The sequence below is a fragment of the Vibrio sp. 10N.247.311.51 genome (assembly GCF_041467855.1).
GTDB classification, from domain to species: Bacteria; Pseudomonadota; Gammaproteobacteria; order Enterobacterales; family Vibrionaceae; genus Vibrio; species Vibrio coralliirubri.
Map to the genome: position 1 here is coordinate 39,190 of NZ_JBFSVK010000032.1, position 26,660 is coordinate 65,849.

Below are 26,660 nucleotides of genomic sequence, written 5' to 3' on the forward strand. Positions count from 1 at the left end.
CTCCAGATTCTACTATTTCTTAAGTACGCAGGCTTATGCTAAACCAACAGTGCGAACTAACTCAGCAGTACGTGTCGCGTAACCCATCTCGTTGTCGTACCAAGCGTAGATCTTAACCATGCGCTTACCGACCAACATCGTTGATAGTGCATCCACGATTGTTGAGCGTTGGTCGCCTTTGTAATCGATAGAAACCAGTGGACGCTCTTCAAAGCCAAGAATGCCTTTTAGTTCATTCTGAGACGCTTCTTTCAGCATCGCGTTAACTTCTTCTACCGTGGTGTCTTGCTTCACTTCGAAGATGATGTCTGTTAGAGAAGCGTTCGCTAGAGGTACGCGAACTGCATGGCCGTTGATGCGGTTTTCAAGCTCCGGGAAGATCTCAACAATAGCTTTAGCGCTGCCAGTCGTTGTTGGGATAAGGCTCATGCCACATGCACGTGCACGGCGTAAATCCTTATGGGGCGCATCAAGAATAGTTTGCGTGTTAGTTAGATCGTGAATAGTGGTGAACGCTGCGTTCTCGATACCAAGCTTCTCGTTGATCACCTTAACCACTGGCGCGATACAGTTAGTAGTACAAGACGCTGCCGTTACGATTTTGTGTACCTCAGGATCGAAGATATTGTCGTTCACACCTACAACGATGTTTGCAATGCCTTCTTCTTTCACTGGCGCAGATACCACAACGCGCTTCACGCCTTGCTCTAGGTATTTGTTTAGGAAAGAAGTCTTACGGTGTTTACCCGTTGCTTCAATCACCACATCACAACCAGACCAATCGATCGCATCAATGTCGCGCTCTTTTGTGGTTTTGATGCGTTGACCGTTGATGATCATCTCGTCGCCTTCAACAGCGACTTCGTGATTCCAACGACCTTGAACCGAATCAAACTCTAGAAGGTGAGCCAGTGTTGTTGTGTCGCCAGCAACATCGTTAATTTGAACAAACTCTAGCTCTTCCCAATCGAAAGCTGCGCGAAGTGCTAGACGGCCGATACGACCAAAACCATTAATACCTACTTTAACTGTCATTGTGTGTTCTCTCAGTTAGTGGTGAAACTTAAATTAAGAATTAAACGCAACATACTGGGCGTGAGTTCATCGACTCTAAGCGCTCAATATCTTGCTGGTATTCAGTTTTCAAACAGTTCGATGCGATAAGGTCATCAATTAACTTTAGCATCCAACCCGGTAAATCTTTTGACAGACGGTAAAATACCCACTGCCCTTGGCGAACATCAGTCAAAATGCCGTTTGAACGCAACTGTGCAAGGTGGCGTGAAACCTTTGGCTGACTTTCTTGTAGTGCCTGAGTCAACTCACCAACAGAAAGGCACTCTTGGCGCACAATCATCATTAAGCAACGCACTCGCGTTTCATCAGACAGTAATTTAAAAAATTGGTGAGGAAGCATAACTACATACTCATATATGGATATGCGTATATATTAGTTATAAAAAAACGCACGTCAAGGCGTGCGTTTCAATTGTCATAAAAGTTTAACGAAGAAATATCAGAGCTGGTTGGTCACGGTATGACTCCAACGGCGCGCTTCAGTAAGCTCCGTTTTGACCTGATCCACGCTTAATCCTAAATCAGCACAGTGCTCATCAATCTGTTGCCAATCGGCATGCTCAAAGCTCTCTTCAAGTGCGAGCAAGGTACCATATGGCCCTTCTCTACGAAGCAGAGCCACCTTGATACTTTTACACAAAGGCAGTTGCTCTACTAAATTCTCTAACGACAGGTCGAGCAATGCATCCAACAACGAGAACAAACCAATCATAAAGGCTTGCTCGGTATGTCCTTCAAATGCCTGATAACGAGACATACGCTGGCAAAACTGTGCTCGCTGCAAAGACAAGCCATACAACTCTTTCGGTTTTTTATCCGAGACGTAAGACGCCACCGCCAGCGAGACAAACATTTTCAGTTTTTCTTGCCCTAGATACACCAAGGCCTGACGGAATGAAGAGATGGTCACTTCTAGACGGGGCGACATGGTGTTCACAAAGCGCAGTAGCTTATAAGACAAGGCGACATCTTTCGCGACGATACTCTCGACACGCTGAAAGTCGACATCTGGCTTACACACTTCTTGGAACAGCTCCATGGCAATCACTTGCTCAGGACTGATGTACTTAGTCTTGATGATTTCCGGCTTGCTGAAGAAATAGCCTTGGAAGAACTTAAAGCCCGCGTCTTTGGCTTGCTGGAATTCTTGTTCGGTTTCGACTCGTTCAGCAAGAAAGCTAAACTTTTTCCCTTGATGTACTTTGACCAAATCACACGCCTCATCCAAGCCCATCTGCATGATATCGAGCTTAACAATATGCGTGTATTTGAGGAAACGTTCCCATTCTGGCGTCGAAGTAAAATCATCTAGGGCAATCATGTACCCCGCTTGATAAAGCTCTTTAACGGCTTCTAATAATTCGTCGGTCGGTTGGCAGGTTTCAAGAATCTCAACCACCACCTTGTCTTTCGGCAAGCTCAAAGGCAACCGACGAATCAAGCTTTGGTAAGGGAAGTTAATAAAGCAACGTGAAGATGGGATCGATGGGTTAAGCCCAACCGACAAGAAGTTCTCAACGATCAGACGATACGTTGCTCGATTAGACTCTATATGCGCTGGATAGGCATTCCTTTCTCCGTCACGAAACAGCAGCTCATAACCAAGCGTGTTCTTCTTACGGTTTAAGATAGGTTGTCGAGCAACGTAGGTAGCGGTCATTTCTTGATAACTCTAATTGGTTTAACTTTAACTCTATTGCTTTGATTAGGCTTTGGCGGCAGCCAGCAATGCGCCGCAGCCCATGAACATACCACCAAAGATTTTATTTATCTTACCCATTATGCGATCTGAACGAATAAAGCGTCCCATTTGTGAAGCTAATGAGGTGTAGCCCAACATAACAACGCTATCAATGAATACTGTTGTAACACCTAACACTAATAATTGTGGTGCTTGCGGCTGTGTTGGATCGATAAATTGAGGGAAAAGAGCCACCAAAAACACAATAGATTTTGGGTTGGTAAGGTTAATCAGCACCGCATTTCTAAGCAGCTTGCCACTCGATAGCGTCGAGTTTTCTTGTGAAGCCACTAAGCTAGAGTTGTCACGCCACTTTTGAATACCCAACCAAAGAAGGTAAACCACGCCCACCCATTTGATGATGGTGAACGCCAACGCGGATTGAGCCACTAATGCACCAATGCCCGCGCCCACCAGCATGATGTGGAATGCAAGACCGAGTTGTAAGCCCGCGATCGACGCAAGTGACTTCTTGGTGCCATAACTTAGCCCATTGCTGATTGAGTTAACGGTACCTGAGCCCGGAGCCAAACTAAACAATATCGCCGTAACGACATAAGCAAGCCAAACATGAGTATCCATTTGCATTTCCTTACTAGTTCTTTAATCTAACAACATTAGTAGCAATAAAGCTCTCACACGCATCAGTTCAGGTAATTTCCCATGGAAAACCACAGCGGCGCCCCGATTTCGTACACGCAAGAACCTCAATTCGAGCAAGCGATTAAACACCCGATCCCCACCCTTTGGCAACAACGAAAAGATGGGTATGTAACAACATCCGGTAAAAAGAAGCTGTACTGGTGTAGCCTGACTTCAGAGACTCATACCAAGGCGATTGTTATTTCAAATGGCCGCATTGAGTGCTGCCAAAAATACCAAGAACTCTTTTATGACTTCTATCAACAAGGCTATGACGTTTATTCATTTGACCACCAAGGTCAAGGCCAGTCTGAACGTATGGTAACAGACTCTGACATTGGTCACATTCATGAGTTTGATGATTATGCATCTGACATGTCTGACGTCATTGCCAGTTTTGATCTCAGTAAGTATTCCAATCGCTATCTGCTCGCTCATTCAATGGGCAGCACCATAGCCACTCGCTACCTACAAACTCATCCAGACCATCCATTTGATAAGGTGACTCTGTGCGCTCCGATGTTTGGTATCAATACCGAGTGGTATCTGAAACCTATCGCGATGATCGTCGGACAAGTGCTTACCGCGTTTTATGCCAAGCCGACTTACGCGCCAGGGCAGCAAGCATATTATTCGAAGCCATTTGAAAACAACTTACTGAGCCACAGTAAGGTTCGCTATCAGTGGTTCCGCCGCTTATATGACGAGTCTCCATCTTTGCAGGTGGGTGGACCAAGCACGCGTTGGGTGTGGCAAGGGTTAATGGCCGCCAAGCAAGCAATTCAACAAACTCGTCAAATCAAGATTCCTCTGCTATTGATTCAAGCTGGGGACGAAAAGATTGTCAGTAACAGTGCCCAAGTAAAGTTCATCTCTAAGCTGAAGAAAACCAACTCTGATTGTCAGTTTAAGTTGGTTGAAGGTTCTAGGCATGAGGTGTTGTTTGAGCAAGATGAATATCGCAATCAAACACTGGATGCGATCAATCAGTTTTTCGCCTAAAGCTAATAGGCTAAGCAACCTACCAAGAAAATAAGCGCTAAAGAGGAAGAGAAGTAAGTGAGCTTTGCCCTCTTTTCTTGCATGAATTTGGCATACAATTTCTACCTAGAGATATTGTAGTTAAAACGATTCTAGCGCTAGCTAGCGTCAATATTGGTTAAGCATTTTGCAATGAGGGTTAAATGAGTATTCCTGCACTAAAAGATTCCGTGAAAATTGTTGCTTCTGATTTAGATGGTACGCTTTTGGCTCCCAACCATCAGCTAAGCGACTTTACCAAGCTAACGCTTAAGAAATTACACGACCAAGGTTATACCTTCATCTTCGCTACGGGTCGTCACCACGTCGATGTGGCGGGTATTCGTCAGATAGCAGGTATTCCGGCGTACATGATCACTTCAAACGGTGCACGCGTGCATGACCAGAATGATCAACTGATGTATAGCCAGAACGTACCTCAGGAACTCGTTCAGCCGGTTATTGATATTGTGCGCCAAGATCCAAACCTCTTTATTCACATGTACCAGAATGAAGATTGGCTACTAGACCGTGAAGATGAAATGTTGGCTAAATTCCACAGTGAGTCAGGCTTTAGCTACAAGCGCTTTGAAGCTGAAAACGCACCAAGCGAAGGCATCGCGAAAGTCTTCTTCACACATCCAGAACAAGACCACGAATATCTCGTCACGTTTGAACAAAAGCTAAGAGATGCTTTTGGCGACAAACTGAACATCGCCTTCTCTACACCTTGGTGTCTTGAAGTGATGGCCGCTGAAGTCTCTAAAGGCCACGCCCTAGACGCTGTTGCGAAATCACTGAACCTGACATTGGATAACTGTGTTGCCTTTGGTGATGGCATGAACGACGCTGAAATGCTGGCTATGGCGGGTAAAGGTCTAGTCATGGGCACATCACATGAGAAAGTGATGAAAGCACTACCAGACAATGAAGTGATTGGCAGTAACGCAGACGATGCCGTTGCTCACTACCTAGAAAAGCATCTGCTCTAATCTCGCTCGTTGAAGAGATCTGAATAAATAAAAAGGCAGCCAACGGGCTGCCTTTTTTGAACCTTACGTAAAAAGCTCTCTCTAACGCTATCGAGAACCTAACACTTCTTTGCTTAAGATTGCCTGCCACTCTTGTTCGGTAACCGGCATGATCGATAAGCGATTACCGCGTTTCACCAATGGCATTTCGGAGAGTTCAGGCATGGCTTTAAGCGTAGCCAAAGGAATCAAGCGCTCAGTCACTCGCACAAACTCGACATCCACCATAATCCAGCGCGGGTTATCGGGTGAAGACTTAGGATCGTAGTAATCACTCTCTGGGTCGAACTGAAAGTGGTCTGGGTAGGCTTCTCTGGTTACTTTAGCGATCCCCGCTACGCCAACTTTTTTGCATGATGAGTGGTATATCATCACCAAATCTCCAAGCTTGACGTCATCACGCATCATGTTTCGAGCCTGATAGTTGCGTACACCCTCCCAACAAGAGGTTTTTTGTACTCTCAGGGTCTGAATAGAGAAGGTGTCGGGTTCTGTTTTAAATAACCAATATGCCATAATAAATCCAATTAACGGTTGCTCCGAGGAAGATATAACATGAAGGTAATGAAAAACCCAGTGACATGGCTAGTCGCGTTCGCTCTACAAGGCTGTGTTACGGCACCTGATACGCCGCAACAACCGGAACTGCCCCCAGCAACCTTGGATGAGCCACTGAGCATTCAACCACAAACCTTCATCATGCGTGGTCAGGTAGTGGTTGGCCATGAAAGCCGAACCTTCACTCCTTGCGGCAGCCAACAACAATACTGGTTAGACCTATCTCCAGAGTTAGCGCTAGAAGCACAAGGGCTCTCAACGAGACCTTACCAAGCCTTATATGGCGAGCTGATTGGTCACCTAACCGTGCCGAGCCAAACGGGGTATAACGCAGACTTCACAGCCCGTTTCGTGGTTGACCAAGTGAACATCCTAACCGCAGAGAACCCAGATCGCTGCGACCAACCACTGCGTTCAACACGAGTATTTGGTAATGAACCCTTCTGGTCAGCAACCTTCGATAAAGACCAGCTGAAATACACTAAGATGGGCGAACAGCCACAAACCCTCGATATTGAATCAAGCCGCACCACATCGAGCAGCCGTGATTACCAATTAGAAGGTAAAGCAGCACAAGGCAAACTCAACCTTACGAAAGAGAGCTGTAGCGACGGCATGAGCGATTCTATCTATGGGTGGCATGCCAAGCTTAACCTCAATGACAGTGACTACAATGGTTGTGCGACAGTCTCTAACCAAGATCCAACACTGGATTGGAGCGGACTCTACTTCGCTAGCTCAACGCAAAACTCAGGGTTCTCTATCAACCTTGAACTCAACGATGACCACAGTGCTATCACGACTTATTCATACAGCAATGGAGACCCTTCTATTGTTGAACAAGGCTTCTGGCAGCAACTGAACCAAAATCAGGTACAAGTGGTTATGACTCGCCACCAGCAACAGTATTTGATCTCCGAGCGCATCTTCACACTCGATAATGGCAAGCTAATCGCTGAAAAAGAGAAAGTGGGCAACGTGGTGTATCCGATTGCCAATGGCGGTCTGGTGCTATTCGAAGCTAAGAGTGCGCAAGCGCAAGTAAACACCACCACTAGCGTTGATCTAACCGCAAAGCAGGTGAACTCCAGTGATCAACTTGATCCAAAAGTCGACCAAGCGATCCGCGAATACTTTAAGATCAACAACAGCTCACCTGACGACACTAAATACCGCTGGTTAACCTACGACCTCAACGGCGACGGTAAAGAAGAGCTGTTCGCCCAACTCGATTGGTGTGGCTCTGGTGGCTGTACCCTGCTGATTTTCGAAAACCATCAAGATAACTGGCGCTTCAATAGCCGAGTGACACTGGTTAAGGGCGACATACGCTTAGGTAAATCGCAAAACCATGGCTGGCAGGATCTGATCTTCAACGTCAGTGGCGGCGGTGCAACACCGGCGAAACACACACTGTCATACTCTGGAGTCAGCTACCCGCTAAACCCAAGTGTCGCTCCAGTTGCAGATGATGCTGATATCAGCGACGTGGTTTTGTTTGCTGATGGTATCTCACCCGCACAAAGTGGAGTAAAGCTGTAAACATGAGTAACCAACAAGCTTGCCCTGGTTGTGGCTTTACTCACCAATGTATTTGTCACCTGATACCTAGTGTCGAAAGCGAAATCGATCTTGTCCTGCTCACTCATGAGAATGAACTGTCGCGCGATACCAATACCGGAAAGCTGCTTCAGCAATCCCTTGAGCAGTGTCAGTCCATTGTATGGCAAAGGAAAACACCACCAGCGGAGCTAATGGCGCTGCTTGACGATGAAACACGACAACCATTTCTGCTATTCCCTAGTGATCAAAGTATCGAGTGCCAGCAAGCCGTGATGACCCAAACCCAGAGTCGTAAGCCGCTATTCATCATCTTGGATGGCACATGGCAAGAAGCGAAGAAGATGCTTAACAAGAGCTCGTGGTTACAAGCTGTACCACAAGTTCACCTCGACATTACCAGCGAATCTTCATACACCTTGCGCCGCAATCAAGACAGCGGCCACTTGTGTACTTGTGAAGTTGGGATTGAGTTACTCAAATCTTTAGGTGACAGCGAGCCAGCCAAGCTCATTGATGACTACTACCAACAGTATCTAAAAGTGTTCCACGCCGACAAGTGTGGCCACGCCCTCCAATAGACCTAGCAGGTGTACGGGAAGGCAATAAACACATTTCAGGACGGGACAGGTACTGAAAACAAAAAGGGTGAGCCATAAGCTCACCCTTTTTACATCGTACTTTCGTTATTGAGCCAATCAGTGTTTCACGTGAAACGGTCGCTTCATCAAAACAAACGCTGAGGTTGGCCAAAGTAATACCCTTGCAAGTAATCGACGCCCATGTCTTCGGCAATACGACACACCTGCTCGTTATGAACGAACTCAGCCACCGTCTTAGCATTTAGAATCTGGCACAAGCTCACTAACTGCTGAGCGATCTTGCGTTGCTTTTTATCTTTATCAATATTGCGAATCAAACTGCCATCAAGCTTTATCACCTGTGGTTCCAATTTCAATATCTCATCAATGTTCGAATAGCCCGAACCAAAGTCATCAACAATAATATTCACACCAAGATCGCGGAAGTGGTTACACACCTCAATCAAGCGACCGTAATCCTGAATTTGTTCCGTTTCTAACACCTCCAAGCCAATACGCTGTGGGTGACTAATTTTCTTGATAGCTTGCTCAAGGTGAAGAATGGTTTTCTCATTGCTGAAATCTTGTGGCGCTAAATTAATTGAGAACGAATCGGTTCTCTGACTCATAAAATCGAAGGTGCGCGTTATCATCTGACGACTGAGGCGTGTATAGAGATGGGTTCCTTCAATGATTGGCAAGAACTTACCCGGCGCAATCAACTGACCGTCCTCTTCAATTCGAACTAAACACTCGTAGCTCTCTACCTGATGACTGTGTGCTGAGACAATCGGTTGAGAACACGCCACAATATTCTGGTTAAGCACGGCGCGACTCACGCACGACAGCCAACCAAGTTGTTCTTGGCGATGTTTCTCCAGTTGAATTAACGTCTTAGCGCTCACTAGGTGCTTGTTCTGGCTAACAGCGCTGCGCCGCGCATCAATCGCCTTCAACAATAAGTCATCAATAGAGGTAGTCGGGAAATCTCGACGACTGGCAACACCCGCACAGATAGACACCGACAAATAATCAATATCAGGTAAACCGGTAGGCTCAAAATTCACATGCTCGGTTTGATCAGCAAATTCCGAGAATCGCTGATGAATATGTTCTTGGCTCGCCCAACTATCAAACACCACCGCCCACTCACCAATACCGATACTGTAGAGCTGACAGCCCTCATCAAAGAACTGCCACAGCGCCTTTTGAAAGTACTCACTCAAATCATGCAGAAGCTTGTCACCCACTCGATAGCCGTACTTCTCATTGATCTGACCAAAGGTCGTGACCTTCAAAGCTAGCAAGTGGCTATCACTGCTCATCTTGGAAAGCTTCTCACGCAACACACTTCGATTGGGTAAGCCAGTACGGTGATCAATTCGATAGCTTGCCGTCAATGCGGTGGCTTGCTGCTGAATCTTACTCGCCATGCTGTTATTCATGTCATCAACATCAAGCAGTGCATTTCGGATCAATGAAAACAGAGGGGATATGTTGGTCGCGGGTTGTGTCTCTAATGGCAATACCGCCTCACTTACCTCGCCCTCTCTAAGCGCGAGGTAAGTGAGGCTATGGTGCAAGATTCGCTGTTGACTATTCTCTTGATAAAGTTCTCCCATGCAGTAAACGCCATAGCTGTCGGCCAATTTTTGGAAAACCTCAACCTCTTGGTTGCCATCAATAAAGTCGATACGAGAGGTGCAGTTGTAAATGAAGAACTGTTCTGGTCTATGAGAGGCGATCTGCTGCACGCCCAGTCGTATCTGCTCTAAGGTCAATGATGGATGGTCATAACAAAACCGGACCTCATCACCCACTTGGAACTGGCCGCTGAATTCTATCTCTCCACTTTCCGTTACCTTGAGCGGTAAATGAATGTTTTGCTCTTTCGGGTCACCGACCATCAAGGGAAAGTTATGCAGTTGCTCAAAAGGTACTTCGAGGCCATCAGCGAGGTAACGATTATAGAGTTCTCGAACAGGCATCCCATCCAACTCCAACAACCTGTTATCTTGAGCACCTGTCACTCGGAAAGTCCGGCCAATCGGATTCCATTCAGTGTAGTAACCTTTAGCGATGGAGAGCTCGACACTGTGCAGCGCCAACATCACATAGGCATTTTCATAGCAAATTCCGTCTAACATCACCCAACGTCCATTATCTGTAATGGTCGATGCTCCGCCACAGATAGGTAATGAATACCTCGACTGCTCAAACGCTGAAAATAGATCTCGGTTATTTATCTGCAAACGGTCTGCGAAACAGATGATGCTTTGAGTATTATCATTGCACCCAAGCTGTTGCCACATAGCGTGGCTATCGAGCAATGGTTGTTCGCTATATTCAACAACACCACAGGAGTATGACGTCGCGTCAAAGCGGGTAACAATCAGATAAAGACCTTGGTGCAGGATGACACCTTGGCTGATGTAGTGGTTAGCACTGCAACCAATCAGTTTGGCATTGGGAAAAGTCGATTGAATCACTTGGCAGGCAGCCAAAACAGAACCTTTCTCGAAAGACGAAAACACCTGAATCAGTAGGCTTTCATGTTGATGAAAATCTATCTTTTCCAATTCACGTTGGGTTTGCTCAATGTCTTGTATCAGGAGAGAAGTCGACTGCATATTCACATTAATCGTTACGTTAATGATTTGTTATTGTGCTTATTATAGATAAGGCTTGCACGGAATACTTACGATCGTGTTATGAATAATGTGACCTTAGTTAGACATCATTCATTCCGCCAAAAAGCAGTCATTAATGGCGGCGCAGTACTTTTATCGTCAGTAGTTACACAATACTGGAAGCTTTAACAGCTAAAACAGTCGCTTAGGCTCACCAAAGTAGTAACCCTGCAGATAATCAACACCCATTTGCTCTGCTATCTCACAAACTTGTTGGTTATGGACAAATTCAGCGACCGTTTTGGCATTGAACACTTGGCACAAACGAACCAACTGAGAAGCGATGTTTCTTTGTTTTTGGTCTTTGTCGATATTACGAATCAAGCTACCGTCGAGCTTAATGATCTGCGGCTCTAGCTTGATGATTTCATCGATGTTGGAGTAACCAGAGCCAAAGTCATCAACAATGATTCTCGCCCCGAGTGCTCGGAAGTGATCACACACCTCAATCATGCGGCCATAATCTTTAATCTGTTCTGACTCGAGAACCTCTAAACCAAGTCGAGTAGGATCGTTCATGCCACTGATCGCAGCCTCAAGCACCTCGAGCGTCTTATCGCTCAATAAATCTTGTGGGGATAGATTGATAGAAAACGAGCTCTGCTTATCCGCCATATAGCCAATAGTGCTCTTAATCATGTGTCGACTAAGGCGCGTATAAAGGTGGGTGTCAGCAATGATCGGTAAGAATTTTCCTGGTGGCACAATGGTACCGTCCGACTCCATAATTCTGACCAAACACTCTTGGCCAATCATTTCGTGCGTACCCGATTCCACAATCGGCTGTGAATAGGTGATGATGTTCTGATCTAAAATCGCACGGCTCACACAGCTCAACCAACCGAGTTGCTCTTTGCGGTCTTCTTCGCTCACCTGGATATCTTTGGCATTGGTGATGTGGGTATTGTTACGAACTCCATAGCGTCGAGCTTCGATCGCTTTCAATAAGATCTGGTCACCGCTGTCGGTTAAGAAATCACAACGACTAGCAAAGCCGCCACACAGAGAAACTGACAAGTAATCAATATCAGCCAAGCCATACGGCTCAAAATTTATGTGTTCGATGTCATCGGCGAACTCAACGAAACCTTCTTTTATTTTCGTACTACCAACACTAGCATTGAAGATAATCGCCCACTCTCCAACACCAATACTGAACAGCTCAACCTTCACGCGAGGTTCTTTAACGACACGAAGCTGCAATCGTTCGATAAAGTGATTAGACAGATCAAGCAGTAACTGATCACCCACCTGATAGCCGTACTTTTCGTTAACTTGATGGAAATTCGTGAGCTTTAACGTGAGTAAGTGTTCACTAAACAGAATTGTATTGAGGCGTTCTTTCAATACGATACGGTTCGGCAAACCAGTACGCGAGTCAATGCGATAGCTTTCAGTTAAGCGACGCGCTTGTTGATGGAGTTTCTTTTCCATCTGAGTATTCATACTGTCGAGATCTGCGACTGCATTTCTGACAAGGTTAAGCAATGGCGAGACGGTTGAGCCACACTGAAAGTCTTCACAATGAAACTCTTTAATCTCGTCAGACTCGCGCATAGCGATATAAGTCAGGCTGTGGTGCAGTATCTCTTGGCGGTCTTCATTACGGTATAGCTCACCCATGCAGTAGGCACCGCACGTATTCACTATCCCTTCAAATGGCTTGAGCTCAAGTTTACTGTCGATAAATTCAAGTCGAGATACGCAGTTATAAATGATCACCGACTCAGGCTGATGCATGGCTAGCATCTCGGCCCCGTGGCGCACCTTTTCTGCAGTCAACGAGGGGTGGTTATAACAAAACTGCGCCTCTTCACCGATATGCCAAGGGCTATCAAACTCGATACTGCCATCATCATTAATACGCAGCGGCGTCGAAATACCCTTCTTTCTACCAAGTTCTCGATAAAGCGGAAAGCTCATCAGCTGGCTAAAAGGAAGGTCTTTGCCATCCGCAAGGTAATGTTTAAATACTTCGATAGCCGGCTTGTCGTTCAATGCGTATAAGCGATTTCCGATTGCGTGTGTGACTCGTAGCTTCATCCCAATCGGGTTCCACTCAGAGTACGCGTCCGACCAAACCTTCAATCTTGGGTTAGTCAGAGCCACAGCAACACAGGCGTGTTGGTAGGTTTGCTCGTTATACATAACCCAACGGCCAAATTCATTCTCATGGCACAGTCCACCAGCTATCGGCAAGGCGTAAGGCAAATTTTCAAAAGCGCTATAAATAGGATAATCACGCCCTTCAACCTGATCGCACAAGCTGATGACCGTTTTGGTGTCTTCTGTAAGGCGCAGCTGAAAAGCTAAGTCTTGGCTGTCTTGATTTGGATTGCCGGAAAAAGGCTGGACCGCAGAGGTTAGATGGGTTTCGTTGAACTCACTGATGATGACTAAGGTGCATGCACTTTCAAGGCAATTATCACAGATAACATGACGAGCACTCTGGCCAATTAGCGTCGCATTATTTAAACGATTGAGGACAACACCCGCGATTTGACGAGCTAGATCTGAAGATTGTGCTGAGAAAATTTGAATAAGGTACTGTTTGCTGTCACACCATTCTCGCTGATCAAATTGAGCTCTAAATAACGCCTCAGTATTTGCGAGAAATGTAAATGTTTGCATGCCAACCCTTGTTCAAAATCGAGTGAAGTAACAACCCGCAACCACTGCTATGACTGAAATGAATCGATAAAAAGTAGTCGCCAATTATCCTAGCCTAATCAGGCTTTTATAGGCGACTAATGTAACAATTCACTATCATAAATGCGACACAATAAGCTTACCGAGCCATTAAATTAGTCGCATAAGATCGCTAAGTTGGTCTATTTCAACATCAGGGAGCACACTCGCCTTCGGGGAGCGGTATAAATTGGAACCAGTGTCATTAAACCAGCACGCTTGGAAGCCATTTTGCTTGGCTCCATAGACATCCGTTTTGAGGTGATCGCCAACATGAAGAATATTCTCAGCGTCGCAATCTAGGTGTTGCTGAGCTTTTTCAAACATATCTGGATAGGGTTTTGCTCTGCCATCAGGGCCAGCTTTAAGGATTAATTGAAAATACTGCCCTAAGCCAATTTTGTGTGGGTCGACATTGCCATTGGTAATCGCAACCAGAGGAATACGTTGGCTAAGCTCAGTCATCACTCGATGTGTTTCTTGAGGGACATCGGCTTGATTACGCAACCACAAGGCATGCTCAATGCCCTCTCGAGCCGCTTGTTCTGCTTGCTGCAGAGAGTAACCCAGTTGCAGCAAACCGCTTTTAATCTGAGTTTCACGCCATACGGTGACATCATGCTTTAAAGCTGGGTTTTCAGATGCGACTTGCTGCTTAATGCCCTGCCACTCTTCGAGCGATAAAGAAGCCGACACTGGGTGCTTTTGATACAGCCACTGTGCCATCTCTTTCTCAACCTTCATGATCACAGGCCAGTTGTCATACAAGGTGTCATCCAAGTCAAAGGTCATGGCTTTAATGGGCTTTAACCCTCGATAAATTCGCATAGTAAACCCTTTAATCTAATCTTTATTCTTCTTACGAGCTCTCGGGTGAGCCTGATCATAAGCTTGTGCTAAGTGTTGGAAATCTAAGTGGGTATACACTTGGGTCGTCGAGATATTTTCATGGCCAAGCAACTCTTGCACAGCACGAAGGTTTTGGCTCGACTCCAGCACATGCGTTGCGAAGGAGTGACGCAGTTTATGCGGGCTGATGTGGCTCGCGACAGATTGCTTCTTGCCCCACTCTTCCATGCGCTTTTGCACGCTACGGTGAGAGATACGAGTCCCAAGCTTAGAGACAAACAGCGCGCTTTCACCCGGTGAAGCCAATTCACCGCGCACTTTGAGCCATTTATCGACCCACTCTTTTGCTAAACCAGAAAAAGGCGCTTTGCGTTCTTTGTCGCCTTTACCAATTACTCGGATTTCGCCTTGTCGACCCAACACATCTTTAAGATTGATACCGACCAGTTCTGCCAATCGTAATCCAGCACCATACATCACCTCCATCATCGCTCGATCACGAATCGACAATGGATCGTCCTCATTCACATCAAGCAGTTGACCCACTTCATCGACATCGAGGTTTTTAGGCAAAGGACGTTGTTTGCGAGGCGCAGAGACCCCTTTGGCTGGATTAGCGGTCATTTCGCCACGCAACACAAGAAAATCAAAGAAGCTGCGCAGTGACGATAAGCGCGTTGCAATGCTGCTCGCCTTCATTCCCTCACGCATGCCTTTGCTGGCTAGTTGTCTGACCCACGCCGCATCGACTTGACCCCAGTCTTTAAGTCCGAGCGTGACTAAATGACCGGCCATGGTTTCAAGTTGTTGTTTGTAATTACGTTGGGTGTGTAGGCTGAGTCCCTTCTCGCTTCTGAGATATTCATAGAAGCGAGAAAGTGGCTTTTGAAGACTGTTAGGAAGAGGTATTTTGGGCTCTAGGCTCATTATTTATCTGCCAAGGTAAGGTGTCCGCCAAATGAGCGACAACAAGTGCTAAATGGCGTAAAAAGAGCGTATCCATATGGGGTTGGAAATGTCCGCCATCTTCACTAGAAAAGGCGAGCAAACCCAATGGAGACTGCTTAGCAAGCGGTAGTACTACATAAGAGCCTAGCTCTGGAACTGGATAATCACCAAACAAATCGTGTCTGTCGGCTTTTCTCAAGCGCCCAAGATAAGCATCTTTGCCATTGAAATGGTTAAGCGAAAACTTAGAGTAACCCTCAGCACTCAACTGATAAAAGCCAGATTGCGAAAGAATTCGAACATGAGCCTTAAGCCCAAGATCTAACGCTTTTTGTTCAACGGCTTTTATCACCTGCATAAAGTCACTGCATTTCAGCACTTGCGCTTGCAGATCCATAAACTCATAGAAGGTTTTATCGTTATTTGCTGCCAACGACATCAAGCCAGTGATCTCTTCTTCAAGCTCTTCGATTCGATGACGCTGGCGTTTAAGCTGAACCTCAACCAGAGAAACAGCGCCCTGCTCAACGTTATTGATAGCAAGGCGATCAACCAAATCTTTTCGGTCTTGGAAAAAATCTGGGTTATCACGTAAATATTCCGCGACCACTTCTGCGGTGAGTGCGTCGGCTTCAACGTAAGACAAAACCTATCCTTTATTTTTATGAATCTATTTATTTTGGGTCGTTATTAGCAAGAAAGTTGACCATCAAACACATGCGTTGCAGGGCCGGTCATAAACAGAGGTTTACCCGGGCCTTGCCAGCTAATGTGTAAGTCACCGCCTGGTAGACGAACCTTCACATTCTCAGCCAGTAAGCCTTGAGTGATACCAACGGCAACTGCGCCACACGCTCCGCTGCCACATGCCTGAGTTTCACCCGCACCGCGTTCATAAACACGCAAGCGAACTTCTTCACGGTTAACGACCTGCATAAAGCCAGCATTAACACGCTCAGGGAAACGTTCGTGTGATTCAAGCAGCGGGCCTAAGGTGTCCACATCAGCCGTGTCGACATCATCAACCACGGTAACCACATGTGGGTTACCCATGCTTACCGCACCACAGAATAAGGTGTGTACATCCGTTCTTAGGATATACGTCTTCTCTGGCTGCTTGGCCTTGAATGGAATCTTACCGGGTTCGAACTCAGGAATACCCATGTTCACCGTGATCAGGTCATTCTCTTCAATCTTGAGAACCATTTTACCTTTCTTGGTGCTCACGTTGATGCTGTACTTATTCGTTAAGCCTTTCATGCGAACGAATCGTGCAAAACAACGCGCGCCATTGCCACACTGTTCCACTTCACTGCCATCCGCATTGAATATGCGGTAATGGAAATCAGTTTCTGGATCATAGGGAGCCTCAACCACAAGTAGCTGATCAAAGCCCACGCCAGTGTGACGATCCGCCAAACGACGGATCAAATCTGGAGAAAAGAAAATATTTTGAGTAATGCAGTCCACGACCATGAAATCATTGCCCAAACCATGCATTTTAGAAAAGTGGAAGTGCATAACGCTTAAAATTACTCCGGAAGAATGTTTTCAAGTTCCCACAGACTCGTAAGCTCTTCACGCTGACGAACCAAGTGAGTTTTATCGCCATCCACCATCACTTCAGCCGCACGCGAACGAGTGTTGTAGTTAGATGACATCGCGAAGCCATAAGCGCCCGCTGAACGAACTGCTAGCAGATCACCTTCTTCAAGAACAAGGTCACGATCTTTACCTAGGAAATCGCCTGTCTCACAAATTGGGCCAACCAAATCGTAAGTCACGGCTTCACCCTGACGAGGGCTCACAGGAACAATATCCTGCCAAGCTTGGTAAAGTGCTGGGCGCATTAGGTCGTTCATTGCTGCATCGATGATGGCAAAGTTCTTGTGCTCTGTTGGCTTGAGGAACTCGACTTTCGTTAATAATACACCAGCGTTAGCAGCAATCGCTCTTCCAGGCTCGAAAATCAGCTCTAGATCAGAATGATTGTCTAGGCGAGCCAATAAGGCTTTCGCGTAGTCAGAAGGCTGTGGCGGTAATTCATCACGATAAACCACACCCAAGCCGCCACCGACATCAAGGTGTTTGATGTTGATACCGTTAGCACGTAGCTGGTCGATCAGCGCAAGTAGGCGATCGGTTGCATCGATGAAAGGTTCGATATCCGTTAGCTGAGAACCAATGTGGCAATCAATACCATGGATAGACAAGTTATCGAGTGTTTTTGCAAACTCATAAACGGCAGGAGCACGGTCGAAAGCAATACCAAACTTGTTATCACGCAGGCCCGTAGAGATATAAGGGTGAGTGTTGGCATCAACGTCTGGGTTGATACGCAGTGAAATCGGCGCTTTAACACCAAGCTCACCAGCTACTTTATTCAGTCGCTCTAGTTCTGGTTCAGACTCTACGTTGAAACACTTAATGTTCAACTCAAGCGCACGCTTCATTTCAGCGGCTGTTTTACCGACACCAGAGAATACAACTTTTGCTGGATCGCCACCGGCAGCAACCACACGCTCTAGCTCACCGCCAGAAACGATATCGAAACCTGAGCCCAAACGAGCCAAAGTATTCAACACGCCAAGGTTCGAGTTAGCTTTAACGGCATAACACACCAAGTGCGGATGCTCACCAACCGATGAATCAAACGCATTCCAGTGGCGTTCTAATGTTGCACGAGAATATACATACAGCGGTGTACCATATTGCTCTGCTAGTTGTGAAAGTGCGACGTCCTCAGCCCAAAGCTGGCCATCTTCCTGATAGTTGAAGTAATCCAAAGTTCTTATCCCTTATAAATAACGATTTCTGCGTGTTTTCACTTATTGTGATTGTTCGGTCTGCTGAACTTCATCAGGATCGTACAAAGGACCCGTTTGACCACAACCAGAAAGTCCAATAACGGACAGCATAAATAGAGCAGTAATTAATTTTTTCATTTTGCATATCGTGATTATTAACTCAATGCCCCCTATAATCGCACCACACTCAGGAAAAGCAATAGGATAGAAAGGATGAACGAGACTGAATTTCATCAGCTGGTCGATATACAGATGCAAAACATCGAAGAAGCTATCGATGAATCAGAGGCAGATATTGATTACGAAGTGACTGGTAACGTGATGACGCTGGAGTTTGAGAACCGCAGCCAAATCATCATTAACCGCCAAGAACCAATGAAAGAAATCTGGTTAGCGTCTAAATCTGGTGGCTTTCACTTCAAGCTAGTTAACGACAAGTGGACATGTTCAAAGACGGGCATGGAGCTGTTTGAGATGGTTAAAGAAGAATGCGTGAAACACGCAGGTGAAGCGATCGATTGGGTCTAATCATTTGTAAGCAAAACTAAAAAGGAGTGAATCAATCACTCCTTTTTTAATATCAATCAGTCTTAGTAAGACTAGATGTTGACTATCTTTGAGCTCCGAGAAGCTAAAGTTGCATCGTTACGATAAGGCACAACGTAAGAATTGCCTTCTTCAGGATGAACGATTTGGTAGTACTGAGGTAGGTTAAAGTTAATCAACTTAGACGACATCTTCGACTCATCTTTTACCGATGTGTAGAAAGAATTCACGCTCGCGATCATCTCATCTTTTTCACCGCTGTATTGGTGATACACCTCAACTTGATTCGACTCGTCCAATACATAAATATTGAAGCCCTTGTCGGTATCTTCGAAGAAGAACTGAATTAAGCCCTCACTCGCAAAACCATCAACCACTTCTGGCAGTTGATACTCTTGCTCTTTGTCGAGCATCAATAAAGGTGAGCCCTTCAGCTTATTGGTTGAAATGCTACGGTAGAAATCGACCGAGTTTTCCAACATCTGTACCGACACACCACGACGCTCGAAGAACAGTCCAAACATCTTATTCGCTAAACGAATAGCTTTAAAGCGGCGGCGCTTCTCTGGCTCAATCGGTTTTAATCGTAAATCGATACACTCAGCAAGCAGTTGATACACCATGTTACGCATCACACCACGCAGGTTTTTGCTGTAACAGAACACATCAACCGATTCTGGCGGCAACGCATCTTGGTGCATTTTACCAAGTACCGTCTTCAGCGCATCCAGCATTGCCGTATCACCTTGGAAATGCAGAGTACGTACTTCATGCCAAGAGTTACGATAAACCAAATCGACACTGCCGACTAAGCTCTTACCTTCTTCACCAAAGCTGAAGATATCGGCGTTCTTAAGATCCACTTTTAATGCACGACCACTTAATTCAGACGTCGGGTCATTTTCAAAGTTGATGAACATTGCCAGTTGGCTTATCTCACACGGGCTCGCCAGTGCTTGCATACTTGGGCGACGTTTACGCAAAGAAAACGTATTACGCAGGTCGCTCACCATTTGATAGAACTTATCGATATCAATGTGAGCGTCACGAACCACAGAGTGCAAACGCGTCGACTCGGTAATCAAGCCATTAAAAAACGACCATGCTACCAACTTACTCAAGTACTCATGGTGTTCAAGAGAAGGCTGACCAAGAATGCGGTGTGCTACCAGTGGCTGCTTATACAAGTACCAACCGGCTTTATTCGACTGACCCTGACGAACTTCGATGAAGCTCAAGTCTGGTTCATGCAGATCCGGAGAGATTTGCGGATTTAGTAGCGTCACTTTACCTGGCAAGACCTCAAACGCAGCGTAAAGCTTACGAGCCAAGATACTGATATCTTGTGGGCTGATTGCCGAAGTGATGTCGTTACGACGCGCAAATTGAATCAGATTACGGTAACTCAGCATCAAGGCATCAAGCAGTGCATGGTGCACCACTTTAACCTGCTCAACCTTCCAGTTACGGCGGTTATCGAGCTCAGCAATGGTTTCATGTCCCCAATTCCAAGATTTAGTCATCTCGGTTAAGGCTTCACGACGCCACGCAACAGAGCCAATGCCCGCATCTCTTGACAACTTCTCGTGGGTCTTAAGATAGAAACAGCGTCTCACCAAGTCTAATCGTGTGTGGTCGTTAATACGTTCTAGATAGCGCGTTACCTTTTCAAGCATCAGATAGTAGCTATCCATGCCATACAGATCCGGTTCATCCGCGAAGAAGCGACGCTTGGTATCAATACTCAGCAGTTGGGTGTTTGGGTATTCCCATGAATAGGCTTCTAACAGGATCGCCTTCAAAACCGATTTATACGGTGAGTCGATACTCTTATAGAGCTGCCACAGGTTTGAACCAAAGTACTCTTCAGCGGGAATGCGATTCAGCTTGCCGAAATCGATCCACTGCGAGCAATCAAGATAGCCATCCTGACACAAACCTTGAACATACTCGTCGTAACACTCTTCCATTTCTGGCGGAATGATTTGCCACAACAAACGTTGACCAGCTAAACGAACCGCAGAGCGATAAAACTCATCAAGCAGTAATAAATGCTGTGAAGAACCACAGTTATCACCTGTCATCTCTTCTGAATGATTCGAACGGAAACGCTCTTCATCCATCAAGAAGAAGTTCGCTTCAACCCCTAAGGTTTCAGCCCAATCGGTAATCAGCAAACACTTGTTGGTTAGGCTATCGCGAGATGCGCCATCCATATCCGGGGAAACACACACCCAGATATCAAGATCACTTGAAGTGCTTTGACCAATAGAAGAAGTACTGCCCATGGTGTACAAGCCAAGGATTGCAGGTTCATCAGTCTCGGTGAGTTTGCCACCCAACGTTAATTCGGTATCAGAGACAAATTGCTTTTGGAATTCATTAAGCGTGAAGCTACGAATTCCAAAAGGAACTTGTTGGTCATAATAACCAGGAATCATCGGGTGATTGAAGTGAAGCAGTGCGGGAATAAGGTTGAATACTCGCTGGCCTTGCACATTCATCAACGCCAACGCACGATCAATGCGCTGCTGATTTAGATTGTCTAATCGTTGAATCAAAGTTTGAGTGTAAGCCTGCAAGGTAAGTCCTTGGTTTGAGGTTAAGTGCAGTTCTGTTTAGTTACTGAACGAAAGGAGCAACAAAACGTGATCAATTTAACACTTTTACCCTTAATGGTAAAGCAAAGGAACCCGTCATACTGGTCAATTCCTTGATGACAGAAAGTTAAACTCACGGCGCCGTAGTGTCCTCTTTATTGACTATTTCTAATAATAGCCCATGTTTCAAATGAGATACCAATCACACTATTTTGGTGAACTCATGAAAATCTCTCGGCTATCAAAGTATGGAATGATCAAACAGTAAGAATTCTCGCCTCATAATGGTAGGATTAGGCTATTACAGAACCTATATCGGAAACACCATGACAAATTCAGCACCAATCCGTATCGCGACCAGAAAAAGCCCTCTTGCCCTCTGGCAGGCATACTTTGTAAGGGATGCACTGCAAGCTGCTCACCCTGGTTTAGAGGTTGAGTTGGTAACTATGGTGACCAAAGGTGACATCATCCTCGACACTCCGCTTGCTAAAGTGGGTGGTAAAGGACTGTTCGTTAAAGAACTTGAAGTAGCAATGCTAGAAGGTCGTGCTGACCTAGCCGTTCACTCAATGAAAGATGTACCTGTCGACTTCCCTGAAGGTCTAGGTCTGGTAACGATTTGTGAGCGCGAAGATCCGCGTGACGCTTTCGTATCAAACACTTACAACAACATCGACGAACTCCCACAAGGTGCTGTCGTAGGTACATGTAGCCTGCGTCGCCAATGCCAACTGTTAGAATACCGCCCTGACCTCATCATCAAAGAGCTGCGCGGCAACGTTGGTACTCGTCTAGGTAAACTCGATGATGGTCAATACGATGCGATCGTACTGGCTGCGGCAGGCCTTAAGCGCTTAGAACTAGAAGAACGTATTCGTAGCTTCATCGAACCAGAACAGTCTCTACCGGCTGTCGGCCAAGGTGCCGTTGGTATTGAATGTCGTCTAGATGATGAACGTCTAATCAAGCTTCTTGAGCCGCTGAATCACAAAGACACGGCTGATCGCGTACTTTGCGAACGTGCAATGAACCTTACTCTAGAGGGTGGTTGCCAGGTGCCTATCGGTAGCTATTCACTATTAGATGGCGACAACATCTGGCTACGTGCATTAGTTGGTGAACCGGACGGTTCTAAGATGGTTCGTGGTGAGATCTCAGGCCCTCGTAAAGATGCAGAAGCGCTTGGCGTGACTCTGGCAAATCAATTGCTGGATGATGGTGCAAGAGAAATCCTAACCAAGCTCTACGCTGACCAAGAATAATCATGACAGTGTTGGTGACTCGTCCCGGTTCAGAGGGACAATCGCTTTGCCAACAACTAGCGGATGAAGGTATTCAAGCAATCCATCATCCGCTGATTCGTATCGTAGATAATCCAAACTCTGCGGATTTAAGCACCCAGCTTAATAACAGCGATATCATTATTGCAGTCAGTCACCACGCCGTGACGGCTGCCCAAAACATCCTTTCGAAAACCTCATCCATTTGGCCCACTTCGCCGCTTTATCTTGGCGTTGGTCAAAAAACTGCGCACGTTTTAAGCAAAGTCTGTAAACAAAAAGTAAACTACCCTCAAGTTAGTGATAGTGAACATCTTCTTAAACTTACTGAACTTAATGGCGTAGAAAATAAGTCCATTTTGATACTACGTGGTAATGGTGGGCGTGAGCTCATTAGAGATTCTCTACTCAATCGAGGTGCACAAGTCTCTTATTGTGAGACCTACCGTAGAGAATATATTCCTATTAGCGACCACAATACCTATCAAACATGGATAAACAAAAAAACGTCCAAAGTTGTCATCACTAGTCAGGAACAATTGGAGTATCTCTGCTCAATTACCCCTGATGAGTATTTGGCTTGGCTTTCAACAAGACATCTATTTGTCCCAAGCCAGCGCATTGTAGAACGAGCACAACAACTCGGTTTCTCGAATGTGACCAATACTCACAGTGCTACGAACCAAATATTACTGGCTGCTCTCCGGCCCTAGCTAGAAACAGGAAATAAGCATGACAAGCAAAAAAAATAATGAGCATATTGAACCTGAAAAGAAACAAGATACTCAGCCAGTAGTTGTTGAAAACGAAAAAGCTGACTCTACAGAGACAAAACAGCCTGAACAGAAGCTTGATGCCTCTGCGTCAAATACCGCTAAAAATGGGCAGCCTCAAGCTGAGCATCAAGAGCAAATTGAGAAAGCAGAAAAGCAAGGTAAGCGCGGTGTCAAACTAGGCGCTATTGCGATCGCTATTTCAATTATCTTCAGTGGCGGTATCGCATTTCAAATGCAGCAAAAGAGCGCTGAGTACTCGGCTCAAATCGCCGCTCTTCAAGCACAACTGCAAAATACCCAATCTGCAGTAAATAAAGACCTACAAACCATCAAGCAAGAGACTATCCAAGAAGCCTCACACGCAGTGGAGAAAACTCAGGTCGTGCAGTCTCAACAGCAGAAGAGCATTCAAAGCCTGCAGTTAGCAGTCGCTGACGTTAAAGGTCGCCGCCCGAATGACTGGTTACTTGCCGAAGCCGATTACCTTGTGAAACTAGCAGGACGTAAACTGTTCCTCGAGCATGATGCCATTAGCGCAACCAAGTTAATGGAAAGCGCCGATCAACGTATCGCAGCACTGAATGACCCGAGCTTAGTGTCACTGCGTCAATCAATGACCAATGACATTACCAAGCTTCGTACTATTCCTCTGATCGACCGTGACGGCTTAGTTCTGCGTATCACAAGCCTGCAACAGCAAGTCGATACACTGCCGCTTGCCAATGCGATTCTTCCAGAAGCCGCAACTGTTGAGAAAAAAGCGGTATCGCAAGATATTAATGATTGGCAGAACAACCTGATGACGTCGATGAAAGACTTCTCAGAAAACTTCATCACATTCCGCAGTCGTGATGGCGAAGTTATCCCTCTACTATCACCAGAACAGCACTTCTACCTTCGTGAAAACATCAAAGGTAAATTAGAAACTGCGATTCGCGCCGTCTACAAAGAACAAGGTGAACTCTATAGCGCAGCTCTTAATACCGCTAGCGAGTGGTCGAAAGCGTATCTAAACCAAGATAACAACTCAGTGATTGAATTTGAGAAAGCGATTAAACAGCTAAGTGAACAGAACATCTCTGTGAAATACCCTGTAAAGCTTGAATCTCAAAATGAGTTGTCAGATGTGATACGTGAGCGCCTACGTCGTGAAGTCACCGTTATGACCACGGAGGAAAAATAATGATTCGTTGGATTTTTCTTTTTCTCGTTCTAGGTGCTGGGTTAATTGTTGGTACTCAGTTCTCTGGTCAACAAGGCTACGTTCTGATCTCAATTGCGAATAAGACCATTGAGATGAGCGTGACAACACTGGTTATCTTCGTCATCGCTCTTCTAGCGGCTCTATTCGGCTTAGAGTACCTATTTAAAAAGCTTATGTACGCAAGCTCGACAACTTGGAATTGGTTCAGTGTTCGTAAACTGAAACGCTCTCGTCGTTATACCAATGAAGGCATCATCAAGCTGCTTGAAGGTGACTGGAAAGGCGCTGAGAAGAAAGTAACTCGTTGGGCTAACCATCACGACATGCCTCTACTTTGTTATTTAGTCGCTTCTCAAGCGGCACACGAGCAAGGTAATACGAGTGAGCGTGATAAGTACATCGAGCTTGCTAGCCAACAGGACGACTCTCTACTGGCGGTTGAGCTAACTAAAGCTAAACAGCAAATCAGTGAGTCAAACTACGAAGCTGCATTCGATACACTTTCTACCCTAAAAGGCACATACCCTAATAACACTGCTGTACTTGGCCTGTTAAAAGCCACTTACTTGCAACTGAAGTTATGGCAGCCATTGCTAGAGTTAACGCCTAAATTAGTTAAGAACAAACTTCTAACAGCTGATGAGCAACGTGAATTAGAACAGAAAGCACAATGTGGGCTACTTCATGATGTGGCACAACAGCAAGGTAGCGAAGGTTTAATCAGCCATTGGAACAAGCTTTCAAGAAAACAGAAACAAAGTTCGCACCTTGTATCCTGCTTTGTGAAGCAACTTATCGCGCGTAAAGCTGATTCAGAAGCCTTCACTGTGATCAAAGAGAACATTGCAAAGAGTGGGTCAAATGAACTCTACATGTTGCTTCCAGAGCTGAACCTAGCCGATCACCACCCAGTCGTGGTCATGCTAGAACGTGCAATCAGTAAAGACAGTGGTAATGCCGAAGCACACAGCGCTCTGGCTCAGTTCTACCTAAGAGAGCAGAAGTGGGCGGAAGCACAAAGCCACTTTGAGAAAGCCCTAGCACTTCGTTCAAATGTTTCAGATTACGGATACCTATCTGACGCACTAGAGAAGCAAAACTTAACGAAAGCAGCTCACGAGGTTTCTCGTAAAGCGCTCGCTCTAGTTCAACCCGCTTAAGTCTAAGCGATTCAAACGAAGCCGATGCCTAGCATCGGCTTTTTTGTATCTGTTACTTATCCATAGATAACTCCTCAAACCCTTACCCACCCAATGCTAACAAACCAACCATGAAATTGCTCAACTGAGCTTCTCAAACAGACGGAGAACGACTTTAATTGTGTCTGTACGTAGTTTTACCATTCTTATAAACAAGTCCTTATAAGAGGTTCGAGAGGAGTCATAGAGAAAAGTGACACCTAGAAGCTCAAGAGTAAATGGAGATCACCTTGAGAGAAGGCGTTTAAAGATATTTACCCGCAGACAGATGCCCACTTAAAGTCACACTGAATTAACAATTAAATAGCCATCAATGTTCCAACCATAAACCGTTATAACCGGGGAGTTCACGTAACTGCCTGTAGATTCATCTATTAAGTAGAAGGGGTATAGCAAGAGTTACCGACCAACAAAACCTTGTTATTGAAAACGAGGCAGCTTTATCAGCCACTTCAAAGTAGTAGGAAGTAAACCTCTCTGAGACGCTCTGGAAAAGTTAACCATTGAATCAATAGCCACAAATATAAACTTACGTAATCAAGCGCTGTTAGAGAGAGCAGAGCTTGATAATAAGTGTCGGAATATGAGAGCTCGAGATCAACGAACGGACAGCGCTTCTACAAAACTCGAAGACGAATACTAAACTCAGATACTGGAAACGACGAAAGCCTAGTCGTCAGACTAGGCTTTCTAATGGAATAGCATGAAGTGCAGGAGCTCGATGCCTTTACATCACTCATACAACCTAACAGCAAAACTCTTTTCTTCAAATGTAAAAAAGCCCTGCTATTTCTAGCAGGGCTTCTCTAATAAGTGGCGGAGTGGACGGGACTCGAACCCGCGACCCCCGGCGTGACAGG

The 26,660-nt window shown here is 45.7% G+C and carries 23 protein-coding genes; 9 read left to right on the plus strand and 14 right to left on the minus strand.

From position 1 onward, the window contains the following. Nucleotides 1–33: 33 nt before the first annotated feature. The 4 genes from AB6E85_RS22170 to rhtB form a co-directional block, all read right to left on the minus strand. Nucleotides 34–1,035, minus strand: a complete 1,002-nt coding sequence (locus AB6E85_RS22170) for an ArsJ-associated glyceraldehyde-3-phosphate dehydrogenase (RefSeq protein ID WP_372144315.1) — start codon at nucleotides 1,033–1,035, stop codon at nucleotides 34–36. A 40-nt stretch (nucleotides 1,036–1,075) separates the two neighbouring features. Further along, complete coding sequence (locus tag AB6E85_RS22175) at nucleotides 1,076–1,417, minus strand: metalloregulator ArsR/SmtB family transcription factor (RefSeq protein ID WP_048610763.1); 342 nt, start codon at nucleotides 1,415–1,417, stop codon at nucleotides 1,076–1,078. 99 nt (nucleotides 1,418–1,516) lie between these two features. Next, entirely contained in the window at nucleotides 1,517–2,737 is a 1,221-nt protein-coding gene (locus AB6E85_RS22180; RefSeq protein WP_372144316.1) for an EAL and HDOD domain-containing protein, read from the minus strand. Nucleotides 2,738–2,782: 45 nt separating this feature from the next. Further along, nucleotides 2,783–3,400, minus strand: coding sequence for a homoserine/homoserine lactone efflux protein (gene rhtB / locus AB6E85_RS22185; protein ID WP_048610767.1), 618 nt, complete (start codon nucleotides 3,398–3,400; stop codon nucleotides 2,783–2,785). A gap of 81 nt (nucleotides 3,401–3,481) precedes the next feature. Between rhtB and AB6E85_RS22190 the strand changes: the two genes are divergently transcribed. Both AB6E85_RS22190 and AB6E85_RS22195 read left to right on the plus strand, forming a co-directional pair. After that, nucleotides 3,482–4,462, plus strand: coding sequence for an alpha/beta fold hydrolase (locus AB6E85_RS22190; RefSeq protein WP_048613039.1), 981 nt, complete (start codon nucleotides 3,482–3,484; stop codon nucleotides 4,460–4,462). Nucleotides 4,463–4,644: 182 nt separating this feature from the next. Then, nucleotides 4,645–5,472 (plus strand): Cof-type HAD-IIB family hydrolase, encoded by an 828-nt coding sequence (locus AB6E85_RS22195; RefSeq protein ID WP_048615017.1) that lies wholly within the window; start codon nucleotides 4,645–4,647, stop codon nucleotides 5,470–5,472. 87 nt (nucleotides 5,473–5,559) lie between these two features. On the opposite strand, the gene AB6E85_RS22200 is transcribed toward AB6E85_RS22195, so the two are convergent. Then, nucleotides 5,560–6,027, minus strand: coding sequence for an EVE domain-containing protein (locus tag AB6E85_RS22200; protein WP_017633148.1), 468 nt, complete (start codon nucleotides 6,025–6,027; stop codon nucleotides 5,560–5,562). 39 nt (nucleotides 6,028–6,066) lie between these two features. On the opposite strand from AB6E85_RS22200, the gene AB6E85_RS22205 reads away from it, so the two are divergent. Both AB6E85_RS22205 and AB6E85_RS22210 read left to right on the plus strand, forming a co-directional pair. After that, a complete protein-coding gene (locus tag AB6E85_RS22205) occupies nucleotides 6,067–7,611 on the plus strand; it encodes a COG3650 family protein (protein WP_372144317.1) in 1,545 nt (514 codons plus the stop codon). A gap of 2 nt (nucleotides 7,612–7,613) precedes the next feature. Beyond that, nucleotides 7,614–8,210: a tRNA-uridine aminocarboxypropyltransferase gene (locus AB6E85_RS22210; RefSeq protein WP_048610777.1), complete on the plus strand. Its 597-nt coding sequence runs from the start codon at nucleotides 7,614–7,616 to the stop codon at nucleotides 8,208–8,210. Between the two features lie 146 nt (nucleotides 8,211–8,356). Here the strand turns inward: AB6E85_RS22210 and AB6E85_RS22215 are convergent, their stop codons facing one another. The 8 genes from AB6E85_RS22215 to lptM form a co-directional block, all read right to left on the minus strand. Then, the gene (locus AB6E85_RS22215; protein ID WP_372144318.1) at nucleotides 8,357–10,840 is read right to left on the minus strand and encodes an EAL domain-containing protein; all 2,484 of its coding nucleotides are present in this window, start codon (nucleotides 10,838–10,840) and stop codon (nucleotides 8,357–8,359) included. A 192-nt stretch (nucleotides 10,841–11,032) separates the two neighbouring features. After that, on the minus strand, nucleotides 11,033–13,531 hold the full coding sequence (locus tag AB6E85_RS22220) for an EAL domain-containing protein (protein ID WP_372144319.1): 2,499 nt from the start codon (nucleotides 13,529–13,531) through the stop codon (nucleotides 11,033–11,035). A 168-nt stretch (nucleotides 13,532–13,699) separates the two neighbouring features. Continuing rightward, entirely contained in the window at nucleotides 13,700–14,416 is a 717-nt protein-coding gene (gene yigB, locus AB6E85_RS22225; protein WP_372144320.1) for a 5-amino-6-(5-phospho-D-ribitylamino)uracil phosphatase YigB, read from the minus strand. 15 nt (nucleotides 14,417–14,431) lie between these two features. Beyond that, the gene (gene xerC, locus AB6E85_RS22230) at nucleotides 14,432–15,364 is read right to left on the minus strand and encodes a tyrosine recombinase XerC (protein WP_019825207.1); all 933 of its coding nucleotides are present in this window, start codon (nucleotides 15,362–15,364) and stop codon (nucleotides 14,432–14,434) included. Beyond that, nucleotides 15,333–16,031, minus strand: a complete 699-nt coding sequence (locus tag AB6E85_RS22235; protein ID WP_017061014.1) for a DUF484 family protein — start codon at nucleotides 16,029–16,031, stop codon at nucleotides 15,333–15,335. Before AB6E85_RS22235 ends, xerC begins: the two co-directional genes overlap by 32 nt. Nucleotides 16,032–16,075: 44 nt before the next feature. Next, entirely contained in the window at nucleotides 16,076–16,906 is an 831-nt protein-coding gene (dapF, locus tag AB6E85_RS22240) for a diaminopimelate epimerase (protein WP_017061013.1), read from the minus strand. Nucleotides 16,907–16,917: 11 nt separating this feature from the next. Continuing rightward, on the minus strand, nucleotides 16,918–18,171 hold the full coding sequence (gene lysA, locus AB6E85_RS22245; RefSeq protein WP_017061012.1) for a diaminopimelate decarboxylase: 1,254 nt from the start codon (nucleotides 18,169–18,171) through the stop codon (nucleotides 16,918–16,920). Between the two features lie 42 nt (nucleotides 18,172–18,213). Further along, nucleotides 18,214–18,330 (minus strand): LPS translocon maturation chaperone LptM, encoded by a 117-nt coding sequence (gene lptM, locus AB6E85_RS25860; RefSeq protein WP_063524726.1) that lies wholly within the window; start codon nucleotides 18,328–18,330, stop codon nucleotides 18,214–18,216. A 75-nt stretch (nucleotides 18,331–18,405) separates the two neighbouring features. Between lptM and cyaY the strand changes: the two genes are divergently transcribed. After that, nucleotides 18,406–18,720, plus strand: coding sequence for an iron donor protein CyaY (cyaY, locus tag AB6E85_RS22255; RefSeq protein WP_050634944.1), 315 nt, complete (start codon nucleotides 18,406–18,408; stop codon nucleotides 18,718–18,720). 71 nt (nucleotides 18,721–18,791) lie between these two features. Here cyaY and AB6E85_RS22260 read toward each other — a convergent pair whose 3' ends face one another. Then, entirely contained in the window at nucleotides 18,792–21,320 is a 2,529-nt protein-coding gene (locus tag AB6E85_RS22260; RefSeq protein ID WP_372144321.1) for a class I adenylate cyclase, read from the minus strand. 344 nt (nucleotides 21,321–21,664) lie between these two features. Between AB6E85_RS22260 and hemC the strand changes: the two genes are divergently transcribed. The 4 genes from hemC to AB6E85_RS22280 are packed head-to-tail and all read left to right on the plus strand — an operon-like array spanning nucleotide 21,665 to nucleotide 25,761. Then, nucleotides 21,665–22,603: a hydroxymethylbilane synthase gene (gene hemC, locus AB6E85_RS22265; RefSeq protein ID WP_048610790.1), complete on the plus strand. Its 939-nt coding sequence runs from the start codon at nucleotides 21,665–21,667 to the stop codon at nucleotides 22,601–22,603. A gap of 2 nt (nucleotides 22,604–22,605) precedes the next feature. Further along, nucleotides 22,606–23,334 (plus strand): uroporphyrinogen-III synthase, encoded by a 729-nt coding sequence (locus AB6E85_RS22270; RefSeq protein ID WP_048610792.1) that lies wholly within the window; start codon nucleotides 22,606–22,608, stop codon nucleotides 23,332–23,334. 19 nt (nucleotides 23,335–23,353) lie between these two features. After that, nucleotides 23,354–24,580, plus strand: a complete 1,227-nt coding sequence (locus AB6E85_RS22275) for a uroporphyrinogen-III C-methyltransferase (RefSeq protein ID WP_372144322.1) — start codon at nucleotides 23,354–23,356, stop codon at nucleotides 24,578–24,580. After that, nucleotides 24,580–25,761, plus strand: coding sequence for a heme biosynthesis protein HemY (locus AB6E85_RS22280; RefSeq protein ID WP_017063752.1), 1,182 nt, complete (start codon nucleotides 24,580–24,582; stop codon nucleotides 25,759–25,761). Before AB6E85_RS22275 ends, AB6E85_RS22280 begins: the two co-directional genes overlap by 1 nt. The last annotated feature ends 899 nt before the right edge of the window (nucleotides 25,762–26,660 follow it).